The sequence below is a fragment of the Cellulophaga sp. genome, assembly GCF_039943695.1.
Classification (GTDB): domain Bacteria; phylum Bacteroidota; class Bacteroidia; order Flavobacteriales; family Flavobacteriaceae; genus Cellulophaga.
Genome location: NZ_JBDVAA010000010.1, coordinates 14657 through 38585, shown reverse-complemented (window position 1 = coordinate 38585; position 23929 = coordinate 14657). Strand labels below are relative to the sequence as shown.

At 31.7% G+C, this 23929-nt stretch carries 24 protein-coding genes; 17 read left to right on the top strand and 7 right to left on the bottom strand.

The features are described from left to right. The first annotated feature begins 95 nt into the window (after window positions 1-95). A complete protein-coding gene (locus ABJD66_RS00920; protein WP_348127187.1) occupies window positions 96-455 on the top strand; it encodes a CoA-binding protein in 360 nt (119 codons plus the stop codon). A gap of 84 nt (window positions 456-539) precedes the next feature. Here the strand turns inward: ABJD66_RS00920 and ABJD66_RS00915 are convergent, their stop codons facing one another. Beyond that, window positions 540-2003 (bottom strand): sodium:solute symporter, encoded by a 1464-nt coding sequence (locus tag ABJD66_RS00915; RefSeq protein ID WP_303544713.1) that lies wholly within the window; start codon window positions 2001-2003, stop codon window positions 540-542. Between the two features lie 109 nt (window positions 2004-2112). Between ABJD66_RS00915 and recR the strand changes: the two genes are divergently transcribed. The 12 genes from recR (at window position 2113) to ABJD66_RS00855 (ending at window position 11722) form a co-directional block, all read left to right on the top strand. Next, entirely contained in the window at window positions 2113-2733 is a 621-nt protein-coding gene (gene recR, locus ABJD66_RS00910) for a recombination mediator RecR (protein WP_100895165.1), read from the top strand. 95 nt (window positions 2734-2828) lie between these two features. Next, the gene (locus tag ABJD66_RS00905) at window positions 2829-4169 is read left to right on the top strand and encodes a dihydrolipoamide acetyltransferase family protein (protein WP_348127182.1); all 1341 of its coding nucleotides are present in this window, start codon (window positions 2829-2831) and stop codon (window positions 4167-4169) included. A 121-nt stretch (window positions 4170-4290) separates the two neighbouring features. Then, a complete protein-coding gene (locus ABJD66_RS00900; protein WP_348127180.1) occupies window positions 4291-5067 on the top strand; it encodes an exonuclease domain-containing protein in 777 nt (258 codons plus the stop codon). Window positions 5068-5070: 3 nt separating this feature from the next. Then, a complete protein-coding gene (locus tag ABJD66_RS00895; protein ID WP_348127177.1) occupies window positions 5071-5985 on the top strand; it encodes a carboxypeptidase-like regulatory domain-containing protein in 915 nt (304 codons plus the stop codon). 14 nt (window positions 5986-5999) lie between these two features. After that, on the top strand, window positions 6000-6611 hold the full coding sequence (locus ABJD66_RS00890; RefSeq protein ID WP_303544726.1) for a fumarylacetoacetate hydrolase family protein: 612 nt from the start codon (window positions 6000-6002) through the stop codon (window positions 6609-6611). Next, window positions 6612-6950 (top strand): Hpt domain-containing protein, encoded by a 339-nt coding sequence (locus ABJD66_RS00885; RefSeq protein ID WP_100895170.1) that lies wholly within the window; start codon window positions 6612-6614, stop codon window positions 6948-6950. Beyond that, the gene (locus ABJD66_RS00880; RefSeq protein WP_348127173.1) at window positions 6950-8197 is read left to right on the top strand and encodes a competence/damage-inducible protein A; all 1248 of its coding nucleotides are present in this window, start codon (window positions 6950-6952) and stop codon (window positions 8195-8197) included. The genes ABJD66_RS00885 and ABJD66_RS00880 overlap by 1 nt, the downstream gene beginning before the upstream one ends. 118 nt (window positions 8198-8315) lie before the next feature. Beyond that, window positions 8316-8552 carry a 50S ribosomal protein L28 gene (gene rpmB, locus ABJD66_RS00875; RefSeq protein ID WP_077400145.1) on the top strand — a complete coding sequence of 79 codons (237 nt, stop codon included), beginning with the start codon at window positions 8316-8318 and terminating at the stop codon, window positions 8550-8552. A gap of 21 nt (window positions 8553-8573) precedes the next feature. Further along, on the top strand, window positions 8574-8756 hold the full coding sequence (rpmG, locus tag ABJD66_RS00870) for a 50S ribosomal protein L33 (protein ID WP_024481505.1): 183 nt from the start codon (window positions 8574-8576) through the stop codon (window positions 8754-8756). 42 nt (window positions 8757-8798) lie between these two features. Then, window positions 8799-8951, top strand: a complete 153-nt coding sequence (locus tag ABJD66_RS00865; RefSeq protein ID WP_072304899.1) for a DUF4295 domain-containing protein — start codon at window positions 8799-8801, stop codon at window positions 8949-8951. Window positions 8952-9041: 90 nt separating this feature from the next. Continuing rightward, entirely contained in the window at window positions 9042-10004 is a 963-nt protein-coding gene (ftsY, locus tag ABJD66_RS00860; protein WP_100895172.1) for a signal recognition particle-docking protein FtsY, read from the top strand. Window positions 10005-10051: 47 nt separating this feature from the next. Beyond that, complete coding sequence (locus ABJD66_RS00855; protein WP_348127167.1) at window positions 10052-11722, top strand: amidase family protein; 1671 nt, start codon at window positions 10052-10054, stop codon at window positions 11720-11722. On the opposite strand, the gene ABJD66_RS00850 is transcribed toward ABJD66_RS00855, so the two are convergent. Continuing rightward, a complete protein-coding gene (locus ABJD66_RS00850; RefSeq protein ID WP_348127164.1) occupies window positions 11719-12807 on the bottom strand; it encodes a serine hydrolase domain-containing protein in 1089 nt (362 codons plus the stop codon). The two genes, ABJD66_RS00855 and ABJD66_RS00850, sit on opposite strands and share 4 nt — an antisense overlap. 125 nt (window positions 12808-12932) lie before the next feature. On the opposite strand from ABJD66_RS00850, the gene rimO reads away from it, so the two are divergent. Further along, entirely contained in the window at window positions 12933-14234 is a 1302-nt protein-coding gene (gene rimO / locus ABJD66_RS00845; protein WP_100895175.1) for a 30S ribosomal protein S12 methylthiotransferase RimO, read from the top strand. A gap of 68 nt (window positions 14235-14302) precedes the next feature. On the opposite strand, the gene aqpZ is transcribed toward rimO, so the two are convergent. The 5 genes from aqpZ to ABJD66_RS00820 all read right to left on the bottom strand — a co-directional run bounded on the left by aqpZ (window position 14303) and on the right by ABJD66_RS00820 (window position 20263). After that, window positions 14303-14992: an aquaporin Z gene (aqpZ, locus tag ABJD66_RS00840; protein ID WP_348127160.1), complete on the bottom strand. Its 690-nt coding sequence runs from the start codon at window positions 14990-14992 to the stop codon at window positions 14303-14305. 118 nt (window positions 14993-15110) lie between these two features. After that, entirely contained in the window at window positions 15111-16349 is a 1239-nt protein-coding gene (locus tag ABJD66_RS00835) for a DUF3999 family protein (protein ID WP_348127157.1), read from the bottom strand. Then, window positions 16330-18717 (bottom strand): DUF2339 domain-containing protein, encoded by a 2388-nt coding sequence (locus ABJD66_RS00830; RefSeq protein ID WP_348127154.1) that lies wholly within the window; start codon window positions 18715-18717, stop codon window positions 16330-16332. Before ABJD66_RS00830 ends, ABJD66_RS00835 begins: the two co-directional genes overlap by 20 nt. Before the next feature lie 161 nt (window positions 18718-18878). Beyond that, window positions 18879-20024 (bottom strand): serine hydrolase, encoded by a 1146-nt coding sequence (locus ABJD66_RS00825; protein ID WP_348127151.1) that lies wholly within the window; start codon window positions 20022-20024, stop codon window positions 18879-18881. Beyond that, window positions 20021-20263, bottom strand: a complete 243-nt coding sequence (locus ABJD66_RS00820; RefSeq protein WP_100895180.1) for a hypothetical protein — start codon at window positions 20261-20263, stop codon at window positions 20021-20023. Before ABJD66_RS00820 ends, ABJD66_RS00825 begins: the two co-directional genes overlap by 4 nt. 222 nt (window positions 20264-20485) lie before the next feature. Between ABJD66_RS00820 and ABJD66_RS00815 the strand changes: the two genes are divergently transcribed. From ABJD66_RS00815 to ABJD66_RS00805, 3 genes are read left to right on the top strand one after another with little or no spacing between them, the layout of a single operon-like run. Continuing rightward, the gene (locus tag ABJD66_RS00815; RefSeq protein WP_303544770.1) at window positions 20486-21367 is read left to right on the top strand and encodes a peptidyl-prolyl cis-trans isomerase; all 882 of its coding nucleotides are present in this window, start codon (window positions 20486-20488) and stop codon (window positions 21365-21367) included. Further along, a complete protein-coding gene (locus tag ABJD66_RS00810) occupies window positions 21351-22778 on the top strand; it encodes a peptidylprolyl isomerase (protein WP_348127146.1) in 1428 nt (475 codons plus the stop codon). Before ABJD66_RS00815 ends, ABJD66_RS00810 begins: the two co-directional genes overlap by 17 nt. 9 nt (window positions 22779-22787) lie before the next feature. Next, a complete protein-coding gene (locus ABJD66_RS00805; protein WP_348127143.1) occupies window positions 22788-23741 on the top strand; it encodes a MoxR family ATPase in 954 nt (317 codons plus the stop codon). Window positions 23742-23929 lie beyond the last annotated feature (188 nt).

Genomic DNA, 23929 nt, shown 5'->3' with positions numbered 1-23929 from the left:
TCTTAAATGTCTTTTAATAACTATTTAGTTATAAGACGTTTATTTTACAATAAAGTTACATTCGTTAACAATATTTAACATTAAATTTTCAAAAAATGTCTAAAACCCTTGTTTTTGGTGCTTCGTTGAATCCGAATCGGTACAGTTTTCTTGCAGTGAAGAAATTAGTAGAAAAGAACATAACAACAGTAGCTTTTGGTAAAAATTTAGGGACTATTTTACGTGTTCAAATTAAAGATAATTTAACGGATTTTCAAAATGTTTTTACAGTTACTTTATATTTAAATCCATCTAGACAGGTAGAATATTACAACGATATCGTAAAATTACAACCAAAACGTGTCATATTTAACCCTGGAACAGAGAATCCTGAGTTTTATAAAATACTGAAAATGAATAATATAGAAGTTGTTGAAGGATGTACTTTAGTAATGCTGGCTACAAATCAATATTAATTTATTAATTTTTATTTTTTTGTAAATAAAAATTACAAATAATATAAAATAGTTACTCTTCTCTATGATGGTTTTTTTTAATATCTATTTTTTACGTATTAACCATAGTCCAAAAAAGGTAAGTAGACCATTTAGTGGAAGCATTTCATAACCAACAACATACCCTCCAAATTGCTCAGCAGGAATGTTAGAAATTACTAAAATTAGTAAAACAGGTACAATTGCAACTAGCCAAGACCATTTATCTTTGATTTTGTGCTTTGTAAAAATCCCAAATGCAAATAAGCCTAATAAAGGACCATAAGTATATGTTGCTACAGTAAGTAAGCTATCTATTACATTACGGTCTAATATGTTTTTAAATATTATAATTACTATAATAAGTAAAACACTCATACCTACGTGTGTAACTTTACGTAGCTTTTTTTGTTGCAATTCTGGTTTTTTATCAATTCCTAAGAAATCTACGCAAAAAGATGTTGTTAAAGAGGTTAGTGCACTATCTGCACTACTATATGCAGCAGCTATTAAACCAAGCATAAAGGTAACAGCTATTGTAATTCCAAGTCCACTGTTTAAGGCTATTTCGGGGAAAAGTAAATCTGTTTTAGGAGCGCCAACACCACCAAGAGCAGGAGTTGTAATATTAAATTTATTGGCATATATAAATAAAAGAGCTCCTAGTAATAAAAAAATAAAGTTTACAACTACTAGTACCAGGCTAAAAGAAATCATATTTTTTTGTGCATCTTTTAGTGTTTTGCAACTTAAATTTTTTTGCATCATATCTTGGTCTAAACCTGTCATACAAATTGCAATAAACATACCGCCAAAGAACGATTTTACAAAGTGACTTTTAGCTAAAAAACTATCGGTAAAAAATATCTTATTGTACTGTTGTAGTTCGTCCGAGGATAATAAACTGCCAATGCTCATATCTAATTTATCAGTAATAAAATAAATAGATAAACCAACCGATGTTAGCATAAACAATGTCTGCAAGGTGTCCGTCCAAACAATAGTCTTTATTCCTCCTTTAAAAGTATAGATCCATATAAGTAGTATAGAAAGTATTACGGTAACCTCAAAAGGAATATTTAAATCATCAAAAACAAATTGTTGCAATACTAAAGCAACTAAAAATAGCCTAAATGAAGCACCTAATACTCTAGATACAAAGAAAAAGAAAGCACCGGTTTTGTAACTAACCATACCAAAACGTTCTTTTAAATATTCGTAAATAGAGGTTACATTAAGTTTATAATAAATGGGCATTAATAGGTATGCTATAACAAAGTAGCCAACTAAATAACCAAAAACTACTTGCATATAGCTAAACTGTGAGCCTTGTACCCAGCCAGGAACAGATATAAAAGTTACACCAGATAAAGATGCACCTACCATACCAAAAGCTACAACATACCAAGGGGATTGTTTGCCAGCTTTAAAAAAGTCTTCATTAGAATCGTTTTTACCGGTTAAGTAAGATATAAGTAGTAAAACTAAAAAGTAGCAACCTATTAGTAGCAATATGTGCGTAGATGTCATAAGTAGTAATTTGTGATTGCAAAGTACAAAAAGAAAAAATATCATCATAGCTATTAATGACACCTGAAAAACAAGAATAAATTGTAAATTTGTATAGAAAAATAACAGTATGGAATTCTCTTCTAAATTGCTAGAAAATGCAGTGTATGAAATATCTCAGTTGCCAGGAATAGGCAAACGTACTGCTTTGCGCTTAGCTTTACATTTATTAAAACAGCCTAAAGATCAAACTAGTGCCTTGTCTAGCAGTTTATTAAAATTAAGAGAAGAAATCAAGTTTTGTTCTAATTGCCACAATATATCTGATGTTGAGTTGTGTGAAATTTGTGCAAACCCAAAGCGAGACGAATCTATTGTATGTGTTGTAGAGGATATTAGAGATGTAATGGCTATAGAGAACACAGGGCAATACAGAGGCTTGTATCACGTTTTAGGAGGTAGGATATCTCCAATGGAAGGTGTGGGGCCGCAAAATTTAACAATTGGTTCTTTGGTTAATAAATCTAAAGATGGTATTATAAAAGAGTTAATTTTTGCTTTAAGTTCTACTATGGAAGGTGATACTACAAACTTTTATATTTACAAACAAATAGAAGGTATGGGCTTAAAAACTTCTACTATAGCACGTGGTATTGCGGTTGGTGATGAGCTAGAATACGCAGATGAAGTTACCTTGGGTAGAAGTATATTAAACAGGGTTCCTTTTGAGAATTCTTTAAAATTGGGATAGTTTAAATTAAAATAAATGCACAAAATTTAATTAAATGACGTTTTAATTAGTATTTTTGCAAAATTAAGTATATAAATTGCTTTTAAAATAGTAATATGTCAAAATTTGAATTAAAATTACCTCAAATGGGTGAAAGTGTTGCAGAAGCAACATTAACTACTTGGTTAAAAGAAGTAGGAGATACCATAGAGATGGATGAGGCTGTTTTTGAAATTGCCACAGATAAAGTAGATTCTGAAGTTCCTTCTGAAGTAGAGGGTGTCTTAGTTGAAAAACTTTTTAACGTAGATGATATAGTGCAAGTTGGACAAACTGTAGCTATTATAGAAATTTCTGGAGAAGCAGAAGTTACTACTACAACAGAAACTAGTGCAGCTGCGGTTGAAGAAAAAGTTGAAGATACACCAGAGGTTGCGGCTATAGAGAGTTCTATTGCTGTAGCTAAAGAAACTGTTGCAACATCACAAGATTTTAGCGATTCAGATAAATTTTATTCTCCTTTAGTTAAAAACATAGCAAAAGAAGAGGGTATTGCTATTGCAGAGTTAGATGCAATTACTGGTACAGGTAAAGAAGGTAGAGTTACCAAAACTGACATATTAAATTATGTAGAAAACAGAACAGCGCCTAGTAGTAATGGTAGTGCTGCTCCAAAAAATACGCCAGCACCACAGGCTGCTCCGGCAAAGGCTCCGGCAGCAAAAGCAGCGCCAGTTGTTGCATCTGCAGGAGATGAGGTTGTTCCTTTATCTCGTATGGGTAAATTAATTGCACAGCATATGACGGCTAGTATTGCTACATCTGCACACGTGCAAAGTTTTATAGAGGTAGATGTTACTAACCTAGTAAACTGGAGAAACAAAAATAAAAATGCTTTTCAGCAAAGAGAAGGGGAGAAACTAACGTTTACTCCAATATTTATGGAAGCAGTAGCATTTGCTATTAAAAAGTTCCCATTAATAAATATTTCTTTTGATGGTGAATCTGTAATAAAAAAGAAAAACATAAATATAGGTATGGCAGCAGCTTTACCAGATGGTAATTTAATTGTACCTGTAATTAAAAATGCAGATCAGTTAAACCTAGTTGGTATGGCAAAAGTTGTAAATGATTTGGCAAACAGATCTAGAAGCAATGCTTTAAAGCCAGACGATATTCAAGGTGGAACATATACGGTAACAAATGTTGGTACATTTGGTAGTGTATTTGGAACACCAATTATTAACCAGCCACAAGTAGCTATTTTAGCTTTAGGAGCCATACGTAAAGTGCCATCTGTAATAGAAACTCCAGAAGGAGATTTTATAGGCATACGTTCTAAAATGTTCTTATCTCATAGTTATGATCACCGTGTTGTAAATGGTGCGTTAGGTGGTATGTTTATAAAAGCAGTAGCAGATTACCTAGAGGCTTGGGATGTAAATAGAGAAATCTAAACCAGCCACAAGCAATATAATACTATAAAATGCCCTGTTTTTTACAGGGCATTTTTTTTATACCTATTTTATTTTTTGTAAAAGTAGCTATTCATTTATCTTTGTGTTAAAACACAGTAAAATGGATTTAAAGTTAACACGCCCAATTTGTTTTTTCGATTTAGAAACAACAGGAATAAACGTGGCTAAAGATAGAGTGGTAGAGATTTCCATTTTAAAAATATATCCTAACGGAAATAAGAAAAGTAAAACGTGGTTGGTTAATCCAGAAATGGTAATTCCAGATGAGGTAATAGCAGTACACGGTATTTCTAATGAGAAAGTGGCAAATGAGCCTACTTTTGCAGCATTGTCTAAAGAAATTTATGCAATGATAAAAGATTGTGATTTAGGAGGATATAATTCAGACAGGTTTGATATACCTCTTTTAGCAGAGGAAATGTTGCGTGCAGGTGTAGATTTTGATATGAAAAATACAGTTTCTGTAGATGTGCAAACTATTTTCTTTAAAATGGAGAAAAGAACTCTAGAGGCGGCTTATAAATTTTATTGCGATAAAGAGCTTACTAATGCCCATAGTGCAGCGGCAGATACCAATGCTACTTTTGAGGTTTTAAAATCGCAATTAGACCGTTATCCAGAATTGGAAAACGATATCAAAAAATTATCAGAATTTACAACACGTAAAAAGTTTGCAGATTTTGCAGGCTTTATTATTATAGACCAAGATGGTGATGCTGCTTTTTCTTTTGGTAAACATAAAGGTAAAAAGGTAGATGAGGTTTTAGAAAAAGAACCAGGTTATTTTGGTTGGATATTAAATGCAGATTTTCCATTGTATACAAAAAAGGTACTTACTCAAATTAAACTTAGTAAGTTAAATAATAAGTTAAGTTAAATAATGAGATTATTTTTTTTGCTCTTTTTTAGTATTGTTAGCTTATCTGCACAAGAAATTTTAATAGATGGCACCATTTACAATGCTAAAACACAAGAGCCAATTCCTTATGTAAATGTTAGTTTTTTAAATACCTTAAAAGGTGCCTCTACAGATGAAAAAGGGTATTTTTTTGTTGATGTTCCTAACTCTTTTTTAGAAAAGCAAGTACACTTATCTTCATTAGGTTTTAAAGATACTATTGTAGCAGTTAAACAACTTGTAGCAGATAAAAAGTTTGGTATGGTAGAAGAGTCTTTTGAATTAGATGAAGTTGTTGTTGCTAAATCAATTGGAGATTCTTTTGTGTTAAACCCTATTGGTAGTTATGACTTAAAAAGTGGGTTTGCATCTTCTTCTACACCTTGGGTATTGGCAACTTACTACCCAAATATTGGAGCTTCAAAAAAATATATAAACAAGGTTACTGTATTTTTTCAGCAAGACGAGGGCTTTAAAAGAAGAGCATCTAAATTTAGAATTCGTGTTTATGCTGTAGACCCAGAGACTAAAAAGCCAACTAACGATTTATTGCATAAAAGCATTATTTTAGAAACTTTTGCAGAAAACGATTTTGTTTCTATAGATTTATCAGCCTTTACTATAAAAATGCCAAGAGAAGGTGTTTATATTGGTTTAGAGTGGTTGTTTGTGCCATATAATTGGTATGCTATAAAGGGTAAAGATGCAATTAGTAATGAGTTAACTATAGAAGATAGGTTTGCTCCTACCTTTGGAGGTGTTTACAATAAAAACCAAAATTTTAAAGTTATGGTATATGGTATGGGTGAGTGGACAGATTTTAAAGTGAAATCTAAAGATAATACTAAGCATTTAATACCAGCTGTAAGTCTAAAACTCTCTAAAGAGAAGCAATAAAAAAAGAAATTAAAATGAAGATAATTTGCATTGGTCGTAATTACACAGATCATATAAAAGAGTTGGCTAATGAAAAGCCTACAGATCCTGTCGTTTTTATTAAGCCAGACTCAGCTGTATTGCCTAAGGAACAAGATTTTTATATTCCAGAATTCTCTAATAATATTCATTATGAAGTAGAAGTTTTGGTTAAAATTAAAAAGGTAGGTAAGCATATAGAGCCTCAATTTGCACCCAACTATTATGATGAAATTGGGCTAGGAATAGATTTTACGGCTCGTGACCTTCAATCTAAGTTAAAGGAAAAAGGATTACCTTGGGAAAAAGCAAAGGGTTTTGATGGTGCAGCGGTAATAGGTAAATGGCTTCCAAAAAGTAAGTTTTCTTCCGTAGATGATATAAATTTTTCTTTACTAAAAAATGATAAAATCGTACAAAAAGGAAATACAAATTTAATGTTGTGGAAAGTAGATGAGTTAATCTCATATGTTTCTCAGTATTTTATGTTAAAAAAAGGAGATATCATATTTACGGGTACACCAGCAGGTGTAGGAAGAGTAGATGCTAATGATTATCTTTGTGGCACGTTGGAAGGAGAAGAAATGTTTACATTAAATATTAAATAAATGATTTATAGTCTTGATAAGTTGAATGAAATGGCGGAAGGTGATATGGATTTTATCAATTCTGTAGTATCTGTTTTTTTAGAAGAAGTGCCTGAAGATTTGGGTCTTCTTGAAAAAGCAATTGAAAGTAGAGACTATGAGCCAACCTACCAGTTGGCACATAAAATTAAACCTAATGTAGATTTGTTAGGTATGGAGCAGACTAGAGCTGCTGCTTTTGAAATAGAATCATTAGGGAAGCAACAAGGCGATTTTAATAAAATTGAAGAAGTTTTTAAAACGTTAAAGATTGATGTTTTACAAGTTGTAACAGAATTAAAAAACGACTTTAGTTTGTAATGCTTGCCGAAATAATAACCATAGGAGATGAGCTACTTATTGGTCAGGTTATAGATACTAATTCGGCCTTTATAGGTAAAGAATTAAATAAAATTGGTGTTACAGTTTATCAAATAACGTCAATACAAGATAATAAGGAGCAAATTCTTTCTACTTTAAAAGATGCTTCAAAAAGAGTAGATATTGTCTTAATTACAGGAGGTTTAGGTCCTACTAAAGATGATATTACCAAACATACATTGTGCGAGTATTTTAATGATACTTTGGTTCAAAATAACCAAGTATTGGCGCACGTAGAAGAGTTGTTTAAGAAATTTTCTGACAAGCCAATTTTAGAAGTAAATAAGCAACAGGCAAAAGTACTGTCTAAAGCTACAGTATTGCACAATTTAAAAGGTACAGCACCTGGAATGTGGATAAAAGACAATGATACTGTTTTTGTGTCTATGCCTGGTGTTCCTTTTGAAATGCGATATCTTATTACAGAAGAAGTTGTGCCGCGCATCATAAAAGAGTATAAAAGGCCGCATATAATACATAAAACATTTATAACCTACGGTGTAGGGGAAAGTGCTTTGGCAGAGCAAATAGAGGCTTGGGAAGACCAGTTACCTGTATTTATAAAGCTCGCATATTTGCCAAGTTTGGGGTCTGTACGCTTGCGTTTGTCTGGTACTGGAAAAAATAAAGATATTTTAGAACAGGCAATAAAAGATGAGAGTCAAAAATTAATAGCTTTAATTGGCGATATAATTTATGGCGAAGAAGGAGAGGATGTTTTAGAGATTGCTACTGCAAAACTACTAACAGAAAAAGGAAAAACTTTAGCAACTGCAGAGAGTTTTACGGGAGGCAAAATATCAGAAATATTTACTTCTATACCAGGGGCATCAGCTTATTTTAAGGGAAGTGTGGTTTGTTATGCAACAGAAGTTAAAATTAATGTTTTAGGAGTTTCAGAGGCTTTAATTAAAGAGTATTCTGTGGTTAGTGAGCAAGTTGCAATAGCTATGGCTACAAATGTGCAAAAAGCGCTTAAAACCGATTTTGCAATTGCAACAACAGGTAATGCAGGACCAACAAAGGGAGATTCTAATGCAGAGGTGGGTACTGTTTATATTGGTATAGCAACTCCAACAAAAATATTTGCTATTAAAGAGCAATTAGGAGGTCAAAGAGAAAGAGTGGTAAATAAGGCTATTAATAAGGCTTTAGAGCTATTATATAAAGAAATATTAGGTTGTTAAATAGCAACATTTTAAGAGGTGGTAAAATAATTTTAAAAATTTGATGAAAAGAATTTTGTCTACCCAAAAAAAAGCTATAAATTTGCAGCCTGTTTAAAATAACACAAAATCTAGCATAATGTCAAAAGTTTGTGAAATCACTGGAAAGAAAGCAATGTTTGGAAATAACGTGTCTTTCTCTATTAATAAGACAAGAAGAAGGTTTGATGTAAATCTTTCCAAAAAACGTTTTTACATTCCAGAGGAAGATCGTTGGATAACTTTAAAAGTATCTACAAGAGCTCTTAAGAGTATCAACAAAAAAGGAATCTCTGAAGTATTAAAAGAGGCTAAAGCACAGGGGGTTATTAAATAATCTCTTTAAAAAATAATAAAGATGGCAAAGAAAGGTAACAGAATACAAGTTATTTTAGAGTGTACAGAGCACAAAGAGTCTGGGCAACCAGGTACTTCTAGGTACATTACCACTAAAAACAAAAAGAACACTCCGGATAGAATTGAGTTAAAGAAATTTAACCCAATTTTAAAGAAGATGACTGTTCATAAAGAAATAAAATAATTTAAATTTCCTTTAGTAAGGAAGTTGTTAAACTATAAAGTTATGGCAAAGAAAACAGTAGCAAGTTTACAGACCAGCTCAAAGAGATTAACTAAAGCCATTAAAATGGTAAAGTCTCCTAAATCAGGAGCTTACACTTTTGTGGAATCAGTTATGGCTCCAGAATTAGTAAGCGAGTGGTTAGCTAAAAAATAATATCAATATACAGTATTGATAATAAAGCTACTTTCATTAGAAAGTGGCTTTTTTTATTTTTATATCTTTGGTAAAATTACAGGATAAAAAATGAGTCTATTTAAAAATATATTTTCTTCAAAAAAGAAGGAAAGCCTTGATAAAGGTTTAGAGAAAAGTAAAAGTAGCTTTTTTTCTAAGTTAAGTAAAGCTGTAGCTGGTAAAACTAAGGTAGATGATGATGTATTAGATAATCTAGAAGAAATTCTAGTAACTTCTGATGTTGGAGTAGAGACTACCTTGAAAATTATAGATCGTATAGAGGCACGTGTTTCTAAAGATAAATATTTAGGTACAGATGAGCTTAATGTAATTTTGCGAGAAGAAATTGCATCACTTTTATCAGAAACTAATACTGGTAATGATACAGAGTTTACGGTTCCTAAAGGTGTAAAACCATATGTAATAATGGTTGTTGGTGTTAATGGTGTTGGTAAAACTACAACCATTGGTAAAATGGCTTATCAGTTTAAAAAACAAGGATTAAAAGTTGTTTTAGGTGCAGCAGATACTTTTAGAGCTGCTGCTATAGATCAACTACAGGTTTGGGCAGATCGTGTAGATATTCCTATTGTAAAGCAAAAAATGGGGAGTGATCCTGCTTCTGTTGCTTTTGATACGCTAAGCTCTGCTGTAACACAAAATGCAGATGTTGTAATTATAGATACAGCTGGGCGTTTACATAATAAGGTAAATTTAATGAATGAACTTACCAAAGTAAAACGTGTAATGCACAAGGTGGTAGAAGATACTCCGCATGATGTAATGTTGGTTTTAGATGGTTCTACAGGGCAAAACGCTTTTGAGCAAGCTAAACAGTTTACTAAGGCAACAGAGGTCACATCATTAGCGGTTACTAAATTAGATGGCACAGCTAAAGGAGGAGTGGTAATTGGTATCTCAGATCAATTTCAAATTCCTGTAAAGTATATAGGAGTAGGAGAAGGTATAGAGGACTTACAAGTTTTTAATAAGTTCGAGTTTGTAGATTCTTTCTTCAATTTAAAAAAGTAATGTAAAAACCTCCATTTGGAGGTTTTTTTATTTTAAAACTGTTTGTAATGAAAAAGTATGTTTTAGTTGTTTTAGTATTGCTGGTTATTTCTTGTAAAAATAAAGTAGAAGATGCTAAAAAGGAGCTTGTTTTATGGCAGCCTTATAATGATTCTTTAGAAGTTGCAGAAAATGCAGAGCATACTAATCCTAGAATGCGTTACAAATTAATACAGTCTAAAGTAATAGACAAGAATGAAATATTTCTTCCTCTTTATCCTGAGGTTCAAAAATTATCTAACGAAGAGTATAAAGCCTTAAAACCGCTTATTTTAGAACAAAATATCTACACGCTACGCAAGTATATAGATAATGGTGAGTTAACTTATGAGAAATTGGTTCTCTTTTATTTGTATCGCATATATAAGTATGAGTTGGATAATGCTACAACATTAAACACTATTGTAGCTTTAAATAAAGATGTAGTAATGCAAGCTCGCAAATTAGATGAGCTAAAGAAGAAAGGTGGTGAGTCTAATGTTGTGCACCCTATTTATGGTATGCCTATTTTGTTAAAAGATAATATAAATACTAAAGGAATGTTTACTACAGCTGGTTCTATAGCTTTTAAAAATAATGTCACAGATGATGCCTTTGTGGTAAAAAGATTAAAAGAAAACGGAGCTTTAATTTTAGGCAAGGTTAATTTAAGTGAGTGGGCTTATTTTTTATGTACAGGCTGTCCGGTAGGGTATAGTGCTGTAGGTGGACAAACATTAAATCCTTACGGTAGAAAAATTTTTGAAACAGGTGGTTCCAGTGCTGGTAGCGGCACGGCAGTGGCGGCAAATTACGCTGTGGCTGCTGTAGGTACAGAAACATCGGGCTCTATATTGTCTCCTTCTAGTCAAAACTCGGTTGTTGGTTTAAAGCCTACAATAGGTTTTTTAAGTAGAACTGGTATTGTGCCAATTTCTAGTACCTTAGATACTCCTGGCCCAATGACTAAAAATGTGACTGATGCTGCTATTTTATTAGATGCAATGAAGGGTAAAGATGCTGCAGATAGTAAATCTGTTGAAAAAGAATTAGGAGTGCTTTCTGCACCTTTAACGGATAATAGCTTAAAAGGGAAGCGTTTTGGGGTGATTAAAAACTTGTTAGCTGCAGATTCTATTTACAGAGCATCGGTAGATAAACTAAGAGAGCACGGAAGTATTATTGTAGAAATTACGCCTCCAGAAGTTTCAATGAGTGGTTTTTTAAGTATTTTGAATATTGATATGAAGCACGATTTGCCAACTTACATAAAAAATCAAACTAAAAATAAACTACCAATACAGGATATAAAATCAGCAGTAGCGTTTAATGCTAAAGACTCTGTTATAAAAATACCTTATGGGCAATCCTTATTTAGAGGTATTTTAGCAGATGCCACTACAGTTGAAGAATTGGCTATTATTGTAAGTAATTTAGAGCAAAGCGGAAGGCGTTATTTTAATGAGGCTATGGATGTTCATAATTTAAATGCAATTTTATCTATTAATAATTACCACGCTGGTTATGCGGCAGTAGCTAAATACCCTGCAATTACAGTGCCAATGGGGTATAAAAAAACAGGAGAGCCAATTAGTTTAACTTTTATAGCTAAACAATTTAATGAGGCAGAATTGTTACGATATGCTGCTGGTTTTGAGTCAGCTTTTAAGGCGAGGCAAATACCAGAAAATTACAATTAGTTAATTAAATTATTTATTTTCTCCCACAGTATATTATCAAAACTAGATGGACCAAGTAATTCGTCATTAGCGGCATCACCCATACGTACAATAACTAAGTCTTTGCTTGGTACAACATATAATTTTTGATCGTCTTTGCCTAAACCGGCAATTAAATCATTTGGTGCATTAGGAATTAGTTTGCCAGTATACTCTTGTTCGGATGTTGGTAGTCTGTAAGAATCTTTTCCGTTTAACCACCAAAAATAGCCATAGGCTTTATTTGAGTTTTGAGATGTATTAGTCATTTCGTTAAAATATGTTTCAGATTTTAAAACAGAAGTTCCATTCCAATTTCCTTTGTTTAGATTTAAAAGACCAAATCTGGCCATACTTCTGGCGTTGCTATAGTATAATTTAAAATAACCAAAAGGTACCCAAGAGCCTTGCATACCAATCATATTTTTTAGTTTGTTATTAAAATAAGTGTTAAAATTTTGCTGTGTGGCTTCTTCTATAATATTATGTGTAATAGTGTATGCTCCATTATGATAATACCAAAATGTGCCTGGTAAATTTTTAAAAGTAAAACACTCTGGGTCTGTGCAGTTGTTGTTAGTTACAGTATAATCTAAACCAGTAGTCATTGTTAAATGATTTTTAACTGTAATGCTTTGTTCTTGAGTAGTTGTTAAAGAAGACCAGCCTGTACCTAAATAATTGCTAGATGGCAAATTAACATCTAAAAAACCTTCTTCAATAGCAATTCCGGCAGTAAAAGAAACTAATGTTTTTGCAGCAGAGTTCCATGCTAAATTAGAATTTGCATCGGTATTATTACCATACCATTCAACTACAATTTTTCCGTTTTCAAGTATTAAAAAAGCTTTAGTCTTATTGGTTTCTATAAAATCTAAAAGAGGTTGTAGGGCGTCTTCATTCCAATTTAAATTAGAAATAGAATTTGTTTGCCATTCATCAGAATTTATAGGAGGAAAGTATAGTTTATTAGAATCTATATTTTCAATAGCGGTGTCACTGTCTGTAGAACAGCCAAAAAGAAAACAAAATAATGTTACTGTAACAAAGTATTTGCTGTTTTTCATTTACTGTATTTTTTGTTTTAGATAACATTAAAGGCTAATGGTTTAACGTAAAAATCATAAAATTAGTTCTATATAGGTGTCATTCCTTAAGCAAGTTGTATTTTTGCAGCCAATTTTAATAGATTATGCGCACAAAATCACTCAAAACAAATAAAATTAACGTAGTTACTTTAGGTTGCTCTAAAAACGTGTACGATTCTGAAGTACTAATGGGGCAGTTAAAAGCTAACGGTAAAGAGGTGGCTCATGAAGATGAAGGTAATATTGTTGTAATTAATACGTGTGGCTTTATTGATAATGCAAAAGAAGAGAGTGTTAACACTATTTTAGATTTTGTACAGAAAAAAGAAGCAGGTGAAGTAGATAAGGTTTTTGTAACAGGATGTTTAAGTGAGCGTTACAAGCCAGATCTAGTAAAAGAAATTCCTAATGTAGATGAGTATTTTGGAACTAGTCAGTTGCCTAGTTTATTAAAAGCTTTAGGTGCAGATTATAAGCATGAGTTAATAGGTGAGCGTATAACTACAACACCAAAAAACTATGCATATTTAAAAATTGCAGAAGGTTGTGATAGACCTTGTTCTTTTTGTGCAATACCGTTAATGCGTGGTAAGCATAAGAGTACGCCTATTGAAGATTTAGTTACTGAAGCAGAAAAATTGGCGGCTAAAGGTGTTAAGGAGTTGATACTTATAGCACAAGATTTAACATACTACGGTTTAGATTTATATAAGAAAAGAAACTTGGCAGAGCTTTTAGAGGCTTTGGTAAAAGTAGAAGGTATAGAGTGGATACGCTTGCACTATGCGTTTCCTACTGGTTTTCCAATGGATGTGTTAGATTTAATGAATAAGGAGCCTAAAATTTGTAATTATTTAGATATTCCTTTACAGCATATTTCTGATGCTATTTTAAAAAGTATGCGTCGTGGAACTACACAGGCAAAAACAACAAAATTACTAAAAGATTTTAGGGCTACAGTTCCTAATATGACTATTAGAACTACTTTAATTGTTGGTTATCCTGGAGAAACAGAAGAGGATTTTGAAACCTTAAAACAATGGGTAATAGATATGCGTTTTGAGCGCTTAGGTTGTTTTACTTATAGTCATGAGGAAAATACGCATGCTTACAATTTAGAAGATAATGTGCCAGAAGAGGTAAAGCAAGATAGAGCTAACCAGATAATGGAAATACAGTCGCAGATTTCTTGGGAGCTAAATCAGGAAAAGATAGGGGAAACTTTTAAGTGTATTATTGATAGAAAAGAGGGGAATTACTTTGTTGGTAGAACAGAATTTGATTCGCCAGACGTTGATAATGAGGTTTTAATTGATGCTACAAAGCACTATTTGAAACAAGGTGAATATGCAAATATAAAAATTACGGAAGCGGCAGATTTTGATTTATACGGAGAGCCAGCTTAATTTTAGTTATATAATATAAAAAAAGCCCTAGAAAATTAATTTCTAGGGCTTTTGCTTTTTTTTAAGTCTTATTTTTCTTCAGGAGAGATTAATTTGTAAACCAAGCCTGCTAAAATTGCCCCTATTATAGGAGCTACCCAAAATAGCCATAATTGTGGTAAAGCACCATCTGTTTGTGCAAATAATGCCTGACTGGTACTACGTGCAGGGTTTACAGATGTGTTAGTTACAGGAATGCTAATTAAGTGTATTAGTGTAAGTCCAAGCCCTATAGCTAAACCGGCCATACCTTTAGGAGCTTTAGAGTGCGTTGCGCCAAGTATAATTATTAGAAACATAAACGTCATTGCAATTTCTGTAATTAATGCTGATGTCATATTGTATCCGCCAGGAGAAAACTCCCCAAAACCATTAGAGGCAAAGCCGCCAATATTAAAGCCTTCTTTACCGCTAACAATAGCGTATAAAATTGCTGCTCCTGCAATACCGCCCATTACTTGAGCAATTATGTATGGGAAGAGATCTTTTTTATCAAACCTGCCTCCAACACATAACCCAATAGAAACCGCCGGATTTAAGTGGCAACCAGATATATGGCCAATTGCATATGCCATAGTTACTACTGTTAATCCAAAAGCAAGTGCAACACCTGCAAATCCAATTCCTAATTCTGGGTATGCAGCTGCTAATACAGCGCTACCACATCCGCCAAGGACAAGCCAAAGCGTACCAATAAATTCTGCTACTAATTTTTTCATTTTTGTTTGTTAATGGTTAATAAGTGTTTAATACCATAACAAAGAGTAAGAAAGTAAGTTGTAAAATATGGGGGGATTCACAAGTTACAAAAAAATGGAGCTAGTTCTATGTTAAGTTTTATTCTGGTTTTTTACTTAACATTTTATAAGAAAACCAGCCAATTACAAGCATAACTATTCCCATAATAAGCCAAAGCCATATTTTGTTTGTAAATAATGGTTCTTGAATTTTTTCTTCTTTTTTTGCAATTTCTGTTACTGAGCCAAGAGTTAAGCCTTTAATGTCTTCTGGCATTTTTATGTTTAGCTGTGCAATATCGTAATTTGGCGCGTAGGCACTTTTGTTACCATAGGTTAAATAATACGTAGCTGGTTCGGTAAACCTAGCTGTTAGTTGGTATTTGTAACCCTTGGCGTTTATATTATCTATTTTTAAAGGTTGATTATCAAAATTTAAAATAGTAACTCTTATTTTTTTTGAAAAAGTATTATCAAAAGTAAATGCGTTATTTTCAATAGATGATAATGTGCCAATTCTTAGAGTATTGTAGTTGTAAACGTACCCTTTTTCTGTTTTAACACTGTCTATTAGTTCTTCAATTTTTATAGGTCTGTAGTAGTCTATTTTATTGTCAACCTTTACGGTAATTTGATGTGTAGGTGCTTTTCTATCAAACGCAATATTTACTATTGTTTTTTTATTTTTTTTATCTTCAACTACATTAAAAGATTTTACTGTTCTGTCTGTAATATTAGCTGCTGTTTGTTGTTGGTGTTCTAATGTAGCTTTTTCTAATATTGGTTCTTCATCACTCTTAATGCCTATTCTAAAATAACTGAATTCCGCAGCAGGAAAAGTAATGTCTGTAAAGCTGTAATTGGTTTGACTATTTTTTATGGCGACAATTCTATAGTCATCATATATTTTAAACCATTTTTTTTGGTGATGACTAGCTTCTACCAAAACTTTCCAATCAAAATTAGAATTCTCAAAATTTAGTTTTATGTGGTTAATAGCATCTTTAGAAGGTACTTTAAGTGTAAAATAATATACGCCATCTTTAGTGCTAGCATTTAGTAATTTATAATCTACCGTTTTTGTTTTTAGCTTAGGAGATGTGTAGTTTAACAGGTAGGGCGCTTCAATAGTATCATTTTTGGCTGTTATACCATAAATGCGAATATCACTTAAGCGTTCCTGTGTATTAGAGAAAACAACGTCTGGCAGTGTAATTGTATGCCAGGTGTCTTTAATATTTTTAAGCTCAATTTTAGCATCATAATTTTGCATTTGACCGTAAAATGCAACTGTGATCAGTAAAAAAAATAGTGTGAATTTATTCTGCTTTTGTCTCATCAAAAATTTTGTTTTTGTACTTATTGTATAAAAATGAAACTCCTAAAATTAATAGCCCTAATATAACTAGGACAAGAGTTTTTGATATAGTGTTTAAAGATGCCAAATCTAAAAAGAATAGCTTAATTATGGTGATTCCAAATAAAATAATACCTCCAATACGTAAGTATTTAATTTTTTTCCAGATGCCTTTAGCTACCAAGAAGAAAGAATATAGCCCCCATAAAATGGTTAGCTCTAGTCCGTATGTTTGTTCTGCACCAGACAAATCTATCCAATTAATAAGTTCACTACTTAAAATCCAAAGTACAGTAATGTTAAGTAGTATAGAAAACGCAATTTTAAAGTTTATGCGCATAAAACTTTGCTTAGTGTAGCTGTAAGTACAGTATACTATTAGTGCTATAAACGCATAAAGTATATACCTTACTGCAAGGTGCATACTTCCAGAGTTGTAATATTCAGACGGATCTAAATAACTATCTCTTAAGTCACTTACAATAAGTAGACCAATTGTTAAAGAAATAAATAAAACAAGACTGTTAATACTAATGTTTGCAATACCTAATGCTCTGTTTTTTATCTTTTTAATATTTATGATACTTAGTATAGAAAAGAATAACAAGGTGTAGCATACAAGTGTTAGTATGCTAAAGCTATTAATGTCATAATTAATAGGGTTGCTATAAATGTCTGTTTTGTCTATTATAATTTTAGACTTATCTAGAGCTAAATTAAAGTAGTGTATTATTTCTACAAAGAAACTACTAAATGTTACTAACATTAATACTATTGGGGCAATGTAAGATAAAACGTTGTTTTTGGTATTGTGTTTTTTATTGGTTGTATAAATGAAATACAAAGAAGCAATGCTAAGTAAAGATCCTAATAAATTTACGTTTAATAGTGGAGTAACATTACCTACGTAATCACTATAATAACTATGATCTAAGTAGTAAGTGCCCCAATCTTGAAACAAGCTTAGTAGAGATAATATTATTAATGGATAAGAGATTTGCTTTAATATAGGAGCGCCTTTTGATGAGCCAATCCAGAAAAGTAAAGCGGCAATAGTAATCCATAAAATAGTAACGTAATTACCGTCTAGTTGTACAGGTACAGCAATGGTGATAAAAACAAACACCATACCTAATATAAAATATAAAAGCTTACTATCTGCTAATTTTTGTTTGTATAAAATAGTGCCAGCAATAAAATGTAACAACGCATTTGCAACCGTAAATAAGCCTAAATAGCTATCATAATCTTTTGTATAGCTTAAAATGTAAAAGCCAAAGCCAAAAAAGAAGAAAGAGTTTACTAGTAATATTATAATAGAACTAGCATTAAATGCTTGGTTCTTTTTTACCTTATTTACAATAAAAGTTGTGTAGAATATGGCAAAGAAAATAAATAAGAAGATAAAAGCCTCTGTAAAGTAATAGTCTTCAAATTCAGATACAAACCAAGAGCTATAAATTAACCAAGTAAATATAAAAGCAGAGTAGAATAAGCCCTTCCAATCTTTTTTAAATGACAATGTTAAAATGCCTATGTTAATTATAGACATATATGTAAATAAAATTCCAACTTGTCCAGATCCACTACTAAGTAAAAAAGGAACAGCGTATGCGCCAACCAAGCCAATATGTGCAATTGCTTGTTTGTTGTAGTTAATAGCGGCAATAACTGTAAATACGGTGAGTAATACCATTATTGCAAAAGCGGGTATTTGCGAAAATATATCGTAAAAACTATAGGCAGCAAACGTTATAAAGTAGAGTATGGCAATAGAGCCACTTACTAAAACAGCACTGTAACTAGTGTATTTTTCTTTTAATTTAATTCCAAGACCAAGTAAACCTAGACCGGTTAAGTATCCTAAAATTATTCTTGTTAGCGGACTAATTAAATTGTTTTCTATAGAGTATTTAGCACCAATTGCAACGCCTATAACAACTATTAGAATACCTATTTTGTTTAAAAGGTTTTCTCCAATAAATTTTTCAATATTAGATTTACCTTTAGGTTTAGAGATTCTTTTTTCTCTAGGTTTTATATCTTGTTTAGGTTGTTTAGTTGCATTTTGCGGGGCAGTAATAGGGTCTTTATAAACATCTTTTGTCACTTCTATAACAGGTTCTTTTACTGTAGGCTTTTCTACTATAGGTTCTGTAATAGGGGTAACTTCTGGTGTTGTAATAGTTGCAGGCTTTACACTACTTTTTTGTTTAGGAATTCCATCTTTTTTAAGTCGCTCTATTTCTTTGTGTAGAACCATTAGTTCTTTAGCAAAGTGCTCTTGCTTGCTTAAAAGAATTTCAAACTGCTTGGTTAGGTTATTTAAATATTCTTGGTCGTTTGCCATAAGCTGGTTCCTAAAAATTACGTGTTGTTATAGTAGCACGCAATGTAGCGATAACTATAGGTTGGTTTCTACCCCGTAAACAGTGAAATATAACAGTTTACAAATTTAATTGGTTATATACTATAACAAGTTTAAGTGTTAAATAGTATAATAGGTTATTTTTAGTTCTGCTTTTTTTGCAGGTTGTAATTGTAAAATTCTCTACCTAATTCTGCTAAAAATGGAATTCCCACAGTTTCATACTCGTAGTTATTGTCATTAAAAACGCCATTTTTATTTACTAGAATAGTTGCTGTTAGCATAAAACTAATATCGTTTTCTGTGTCTTCAATAAAAGCACAATCTGTTAGTGTACCATATGCGTAACCAACCTTATTGTATATTTTTATATTGTTTGGTATAGGGTCTTTTGTGTTACCAAACATAAAAAACTTTACATAGCTGTCATAATAAGAATCACTAGTATAGCCAGCGTCTTTAGGAGTATTGCTCATTGCGTTTTTTAAAAATGCTATATCATCCAAATACAAATTAAACTGTTGTTCTTTTGTAAATGATTCTGGGTAAATAACGCGTTGCAAAACTTGTTGCTGAGCTTCAATACTGTAAAAATTATTCAAGCTAAAATCAAAAGCCTCTTTTTGTAATATATTTTCTTCATCAATATAACCAATGCCTTTTTTAATCTTATTGAGGTTTAAAGGTAAAATAGGGCTGTTAATTATGGCTTTACTGTTTGTTGTAGTGCTATCATTTAAATAAATAACCAAAGGTTTTGTGGTAACATTATCAGCATCCTCTGTAGCTAATCTATGAGCTATTCTAACATTTTCAATGCCCTTTTCTTTTAATTTTTTATTAATGTAATCCTGACCTAAAAACTCAAATAACCTGTTATAGGCGTCATTATCGCTAACAGCAAATATTTTAATTATTTCTTTGGCAAATGTTGTTTTAATAGAGTCTCCTTCAATAAAGAATTCGGTATCCTTAGTAAGATTGTCACTTTCAAATATTTTTTCTAAAGTTAAAATGGCAACCGGTAATTTAACAGAGCTAGCAGGGTAAAAATAGTTTTTAGGATTAGTATTAAAATCATAGTTTTTGGCTATATACAATCCGTTTTTTTTATTTATCTCGGTATATCTAAATTGTACTTCGTGTTTAGAAATACTGTCCAGAACCTTTTTTATATTATCACTTTTAGATGCTAAAAAATAGTCAATAGGGTGGTTTATTTTTTGCTGTTTTTCTTTGCAAGAAAAAAGTAGCACTAGCGTACATATAATGAGTGTAAAATGTTTCATTCTGCAGTGTATAATTCTCCTCTATGTGGTTTTAAAGCATCTCTAACAGTAATCATTTCAGCCTCGTTAACAACTAAATAAGCAATACTATGCATATCTGTTAAAGCATTAAAGCCTGTAATGTTTAATTGTAAATTTTCTGCGGTAATAAATTCTTTTAAATGTATTTCATGGTGCTCTGCAGTTTTCTCTGCTGCAGGACCTCTAAAATCCCAAATAAGTTTTATTTTTTTAGACATTTAGTAGTAGTTAATTTGGTGTAATAAGGGTAAAACTACTATTTCTTTATGAAAACAATGTAGTGTAAATCACATAAAAAAATACTTTTTTAAGGTCTAAAGGAGTTTTTTGATGTTAAAAATTAACTTTTTTTATTGTTTGATGCTAAAAAGTGTTAATCATTTTACAATAAATCTTGTATCGCAACATCTAATTGTTATTTTTGCGTGATGCACCAATTTATGCAACATACAAATAAGTTAGTTTTCTTGTTAGGAATACTTTATGGCACGTTAACACTTAGCTCTTGCCAAGGTGTTTTTGTTAGTGATAAAGATAAAGAAGCAGTAGCAAGAGTAGGAGAGAACTTTTTATACAAAGAAGACTTAGTAGATTTAGTGCCTAAAGGCACAGCTAAAGAAGATAGTATAACCTTAGTTACCAATTATATTAATAATTGGGCATCTAAGCAATTGCTTATGTCTAAATCTAAAGTAAACCTGTCTGAAGAGCAGTTAGCAGAGTTTGATAGGCTTGTAGCTAATTATAAAACAGATTTGTATACAGGAGCTTACAAAGAAGCTTTGGTACAGAAAAAGCAAGATACGGTAATTAGCAAGGAGGAGTTAAATGCTTTTTACCAAAAAGAGAAAGAAAATTTTAAACTAAACGAAAAAATTCTACGTGTACGTTATGTAGAGTTACCACCACAGTTTATAAATAAGTCTGCGGTAATAGATAAATTAAAAGGTTTTACTGAAAAAGACCGAATGTATTTAGACTCTATTAGTGTACAGTTTAGAAAAGTTAACTTTAATGATTCTGTTTGGGTAGAGGCATCTAGGTTAACTAGCGAAATACCTCCTTTAACATCAGAAAATGAGAAGCAGTATTTAAAAAAATCACAATTTTTTGAAATGCAAGATTCATTAGGGGTATATTTGACAAAGGTTGTAGATATGTTAGATAAAAACGAACCTGCACCTTTACAGTATATTACACCTACAATTAAACGTGTTTTGCTTAACCGTAGAAGAATAGAATACTTAAGGAAACTAGAAGTAGATATTATAGATGAAGCTATTAAAAATAAGGAATTTGAGACATATGAAAAACAAGAATAACAACATTACTTTTTTACTAGCAATGTTATTAACTGTAAGCTTTACAGCTAATGCAATGCAAGAACAAAAGCAGGTAGAAGATGTTGTGCAAATAGCGCAAGACACTATAAAATCTAACTTTAAAAGAATAAAATTAGATGGTGTTTCTGCAGTTGTAGGAGATCATGTAATATTAGATTCTGATATTGAAAAAACATTGATAGATTTACGTAGTCAAGGTGTGTCTGAAGATGATGTTACTAAATGTGGTTTGTTGGGTAAATTAATGGAAGACCGTTTGTACGCACACCAAGCAGTACAAGATAGTTTGTTAGTTTCTGATGATGAGGTAAATGCAACAAGTGAAAGACAAATACAAAGTTTAGTGGGGCAAATTGGTTCTATGGACAAATTACTTAAGTATTACAAAAAAGATTCTCAGGAAGCATTAAGAGAAGATCTTTTTAAAATAAATAAGCTTAGAATGTTGTCTGAAAAAATGCAACAAAAAATAGTTGCAGAAATTGAAATTACTCCAGAAGAAGTTAGACAATTTTACAAGAAAATACCAAAGGATGAGAGACCAGTTTTTGGAGCACAGTTAGAGATAGCACAAATTGTAAAACAACCAGAAGCTAGTGATGAAGAAAAACAAAAAGTAATAGACAAGCTTAATAAAATAAGAGAAGATGTTTTAGAAGGTGGTTCTAGTTTTAAAATTAAAGCAATTATTTCATCTGAGGATGAAGGATCTAGGTCTAATGGTGGTTTTTATAAAATTACCAAGGAAACGGGTTTTGTAAAAGAATTTAAAGACGTTGCTTTTAGTTTGAAAGAGGGCGAAGTTTCTGAACCTTTTGAAACACAGTTTGGATATCACATTATATACTTAGAAAAAATTAAAGGTCAGGAAAGAGATGTAAGGCATATTCTTATGGCCCCTAAAGTATCTGATGAAAGACTAGAAGCAGCTAGGATAGAATTAGAGAAAATAAGACAGAGAATTTTAGATGGAGAATTAACATTTGCAGAAGCTGCTTTAAATTTTTCTGATCAAAAGGAAACAAAATTTGAAGGCGGACAGTTAAGAAACCCACAAGATTTTAGTACTAAGTTTGAGCTTACTAAAATGCAGCCAGAGTTGTACAACCAAATTAGAGATATTAAAGATAATGAAATCTCTATGCCTATTTTAGAGGTAGAGCAACAAGGTGGTGCTCAGAAATATAAAATAATGAAAATTACCAATAGGTATGATGAGCACGTAGCAGATTTTGCACAAGATTATATTAAAATTCAGGAATTAGCATTAACGCAAAAAAGAGTAGATGCTATACAAGAATGGATGGTAGAACACATTAAAGATACTTATGTAAGTATTAATAAAGACAACAAGGATTGCGAGTTTAAAAACAACTGGTTTAAAAAATAGTAGAACTATATGTCTGATGTAACTGCTGTTAAAAATCTAGTTGAAAAACACCACGCACTAAAGCAAGAAATTGCCAAAGTAATTGTGGGCCAAGATGTGGTAATAGATCAAATTTTATTATCTATTTATATAGGCGGTCACTCTTTGTTAGTAGGTGTGCCCGGTTTGGCAAAAACCTTAATGGTTAATACAATAGCCCAAACTTTAGGTTTAGATTTTAAACGCATACAGTTTACACCAGATTTAATGCCTAGTGATATTTTAGGTAGTGAAATATTAGATGAAAAAAGAAACTTTAAATTTATTAAAGGACCAATTTTTTCTAATATTATATTGGCTGATGAAATAAATAGGACTCCGCCTAAAACACAGGCAGCACTTTTAGAGGCAATGCAAGAGAGATCTGTTACAATAGCAGGTCAAAATTATAAGCTAGAGCTACCTTATTTTGTTTTAGCTACGCAAAACCCAATAGAGCAAGAAGGTACTTATCCTTTGCCAGAAGCACAGTTAGATAGGTTTATGTTTGCTATAGAATTACAATACCCATCTGTAGCAGAAGAAGTTGAGGTTGTAAAGCGTACAACATCAGATAATAAACCAACAATTAACGCTTTGTTTAGTGCAGAAGAAATTGTAGCTGTACAGCATTTAGTACGTAGAATTCCTGTGCCAGATAATGTTGTAGAATATGCTGTAAAATTGGTAAATAAAACTAGACCAAATCTAGACACAGCAGAAGATTATGTAAAGCAATATATAGATTGGGGAGCTGGTCCAAGAGCATCACAAAATTTAATATTAGCAGCTAAGGCACACGCCGCTATAAACGGTAAGTTTTCTCCAGATATAGAAGATGTACAAGCTGTAGCAATTGGTATATTAAGACATAGAATAATTAAAAACTACAAAGCAGAGGCAGAAGGCATCTCTGAAGAGCAAATTATTGCTAAATTGTTCTAATAAAGAAAAATCAATTTCAAACGTTTTCGTAAACAATTTGATAAAATTTTAAGTAAAAAATGATGCATTCATTTTTACAAGTACTTTTTTTTGATTTTTCGGCAAAATAATAGTAATCGTTGCCAAATTTCTTCGTTTACCCTTTAGATTTTATTAATTTTGTGGAATTGCAATAAATTAAACTCAAA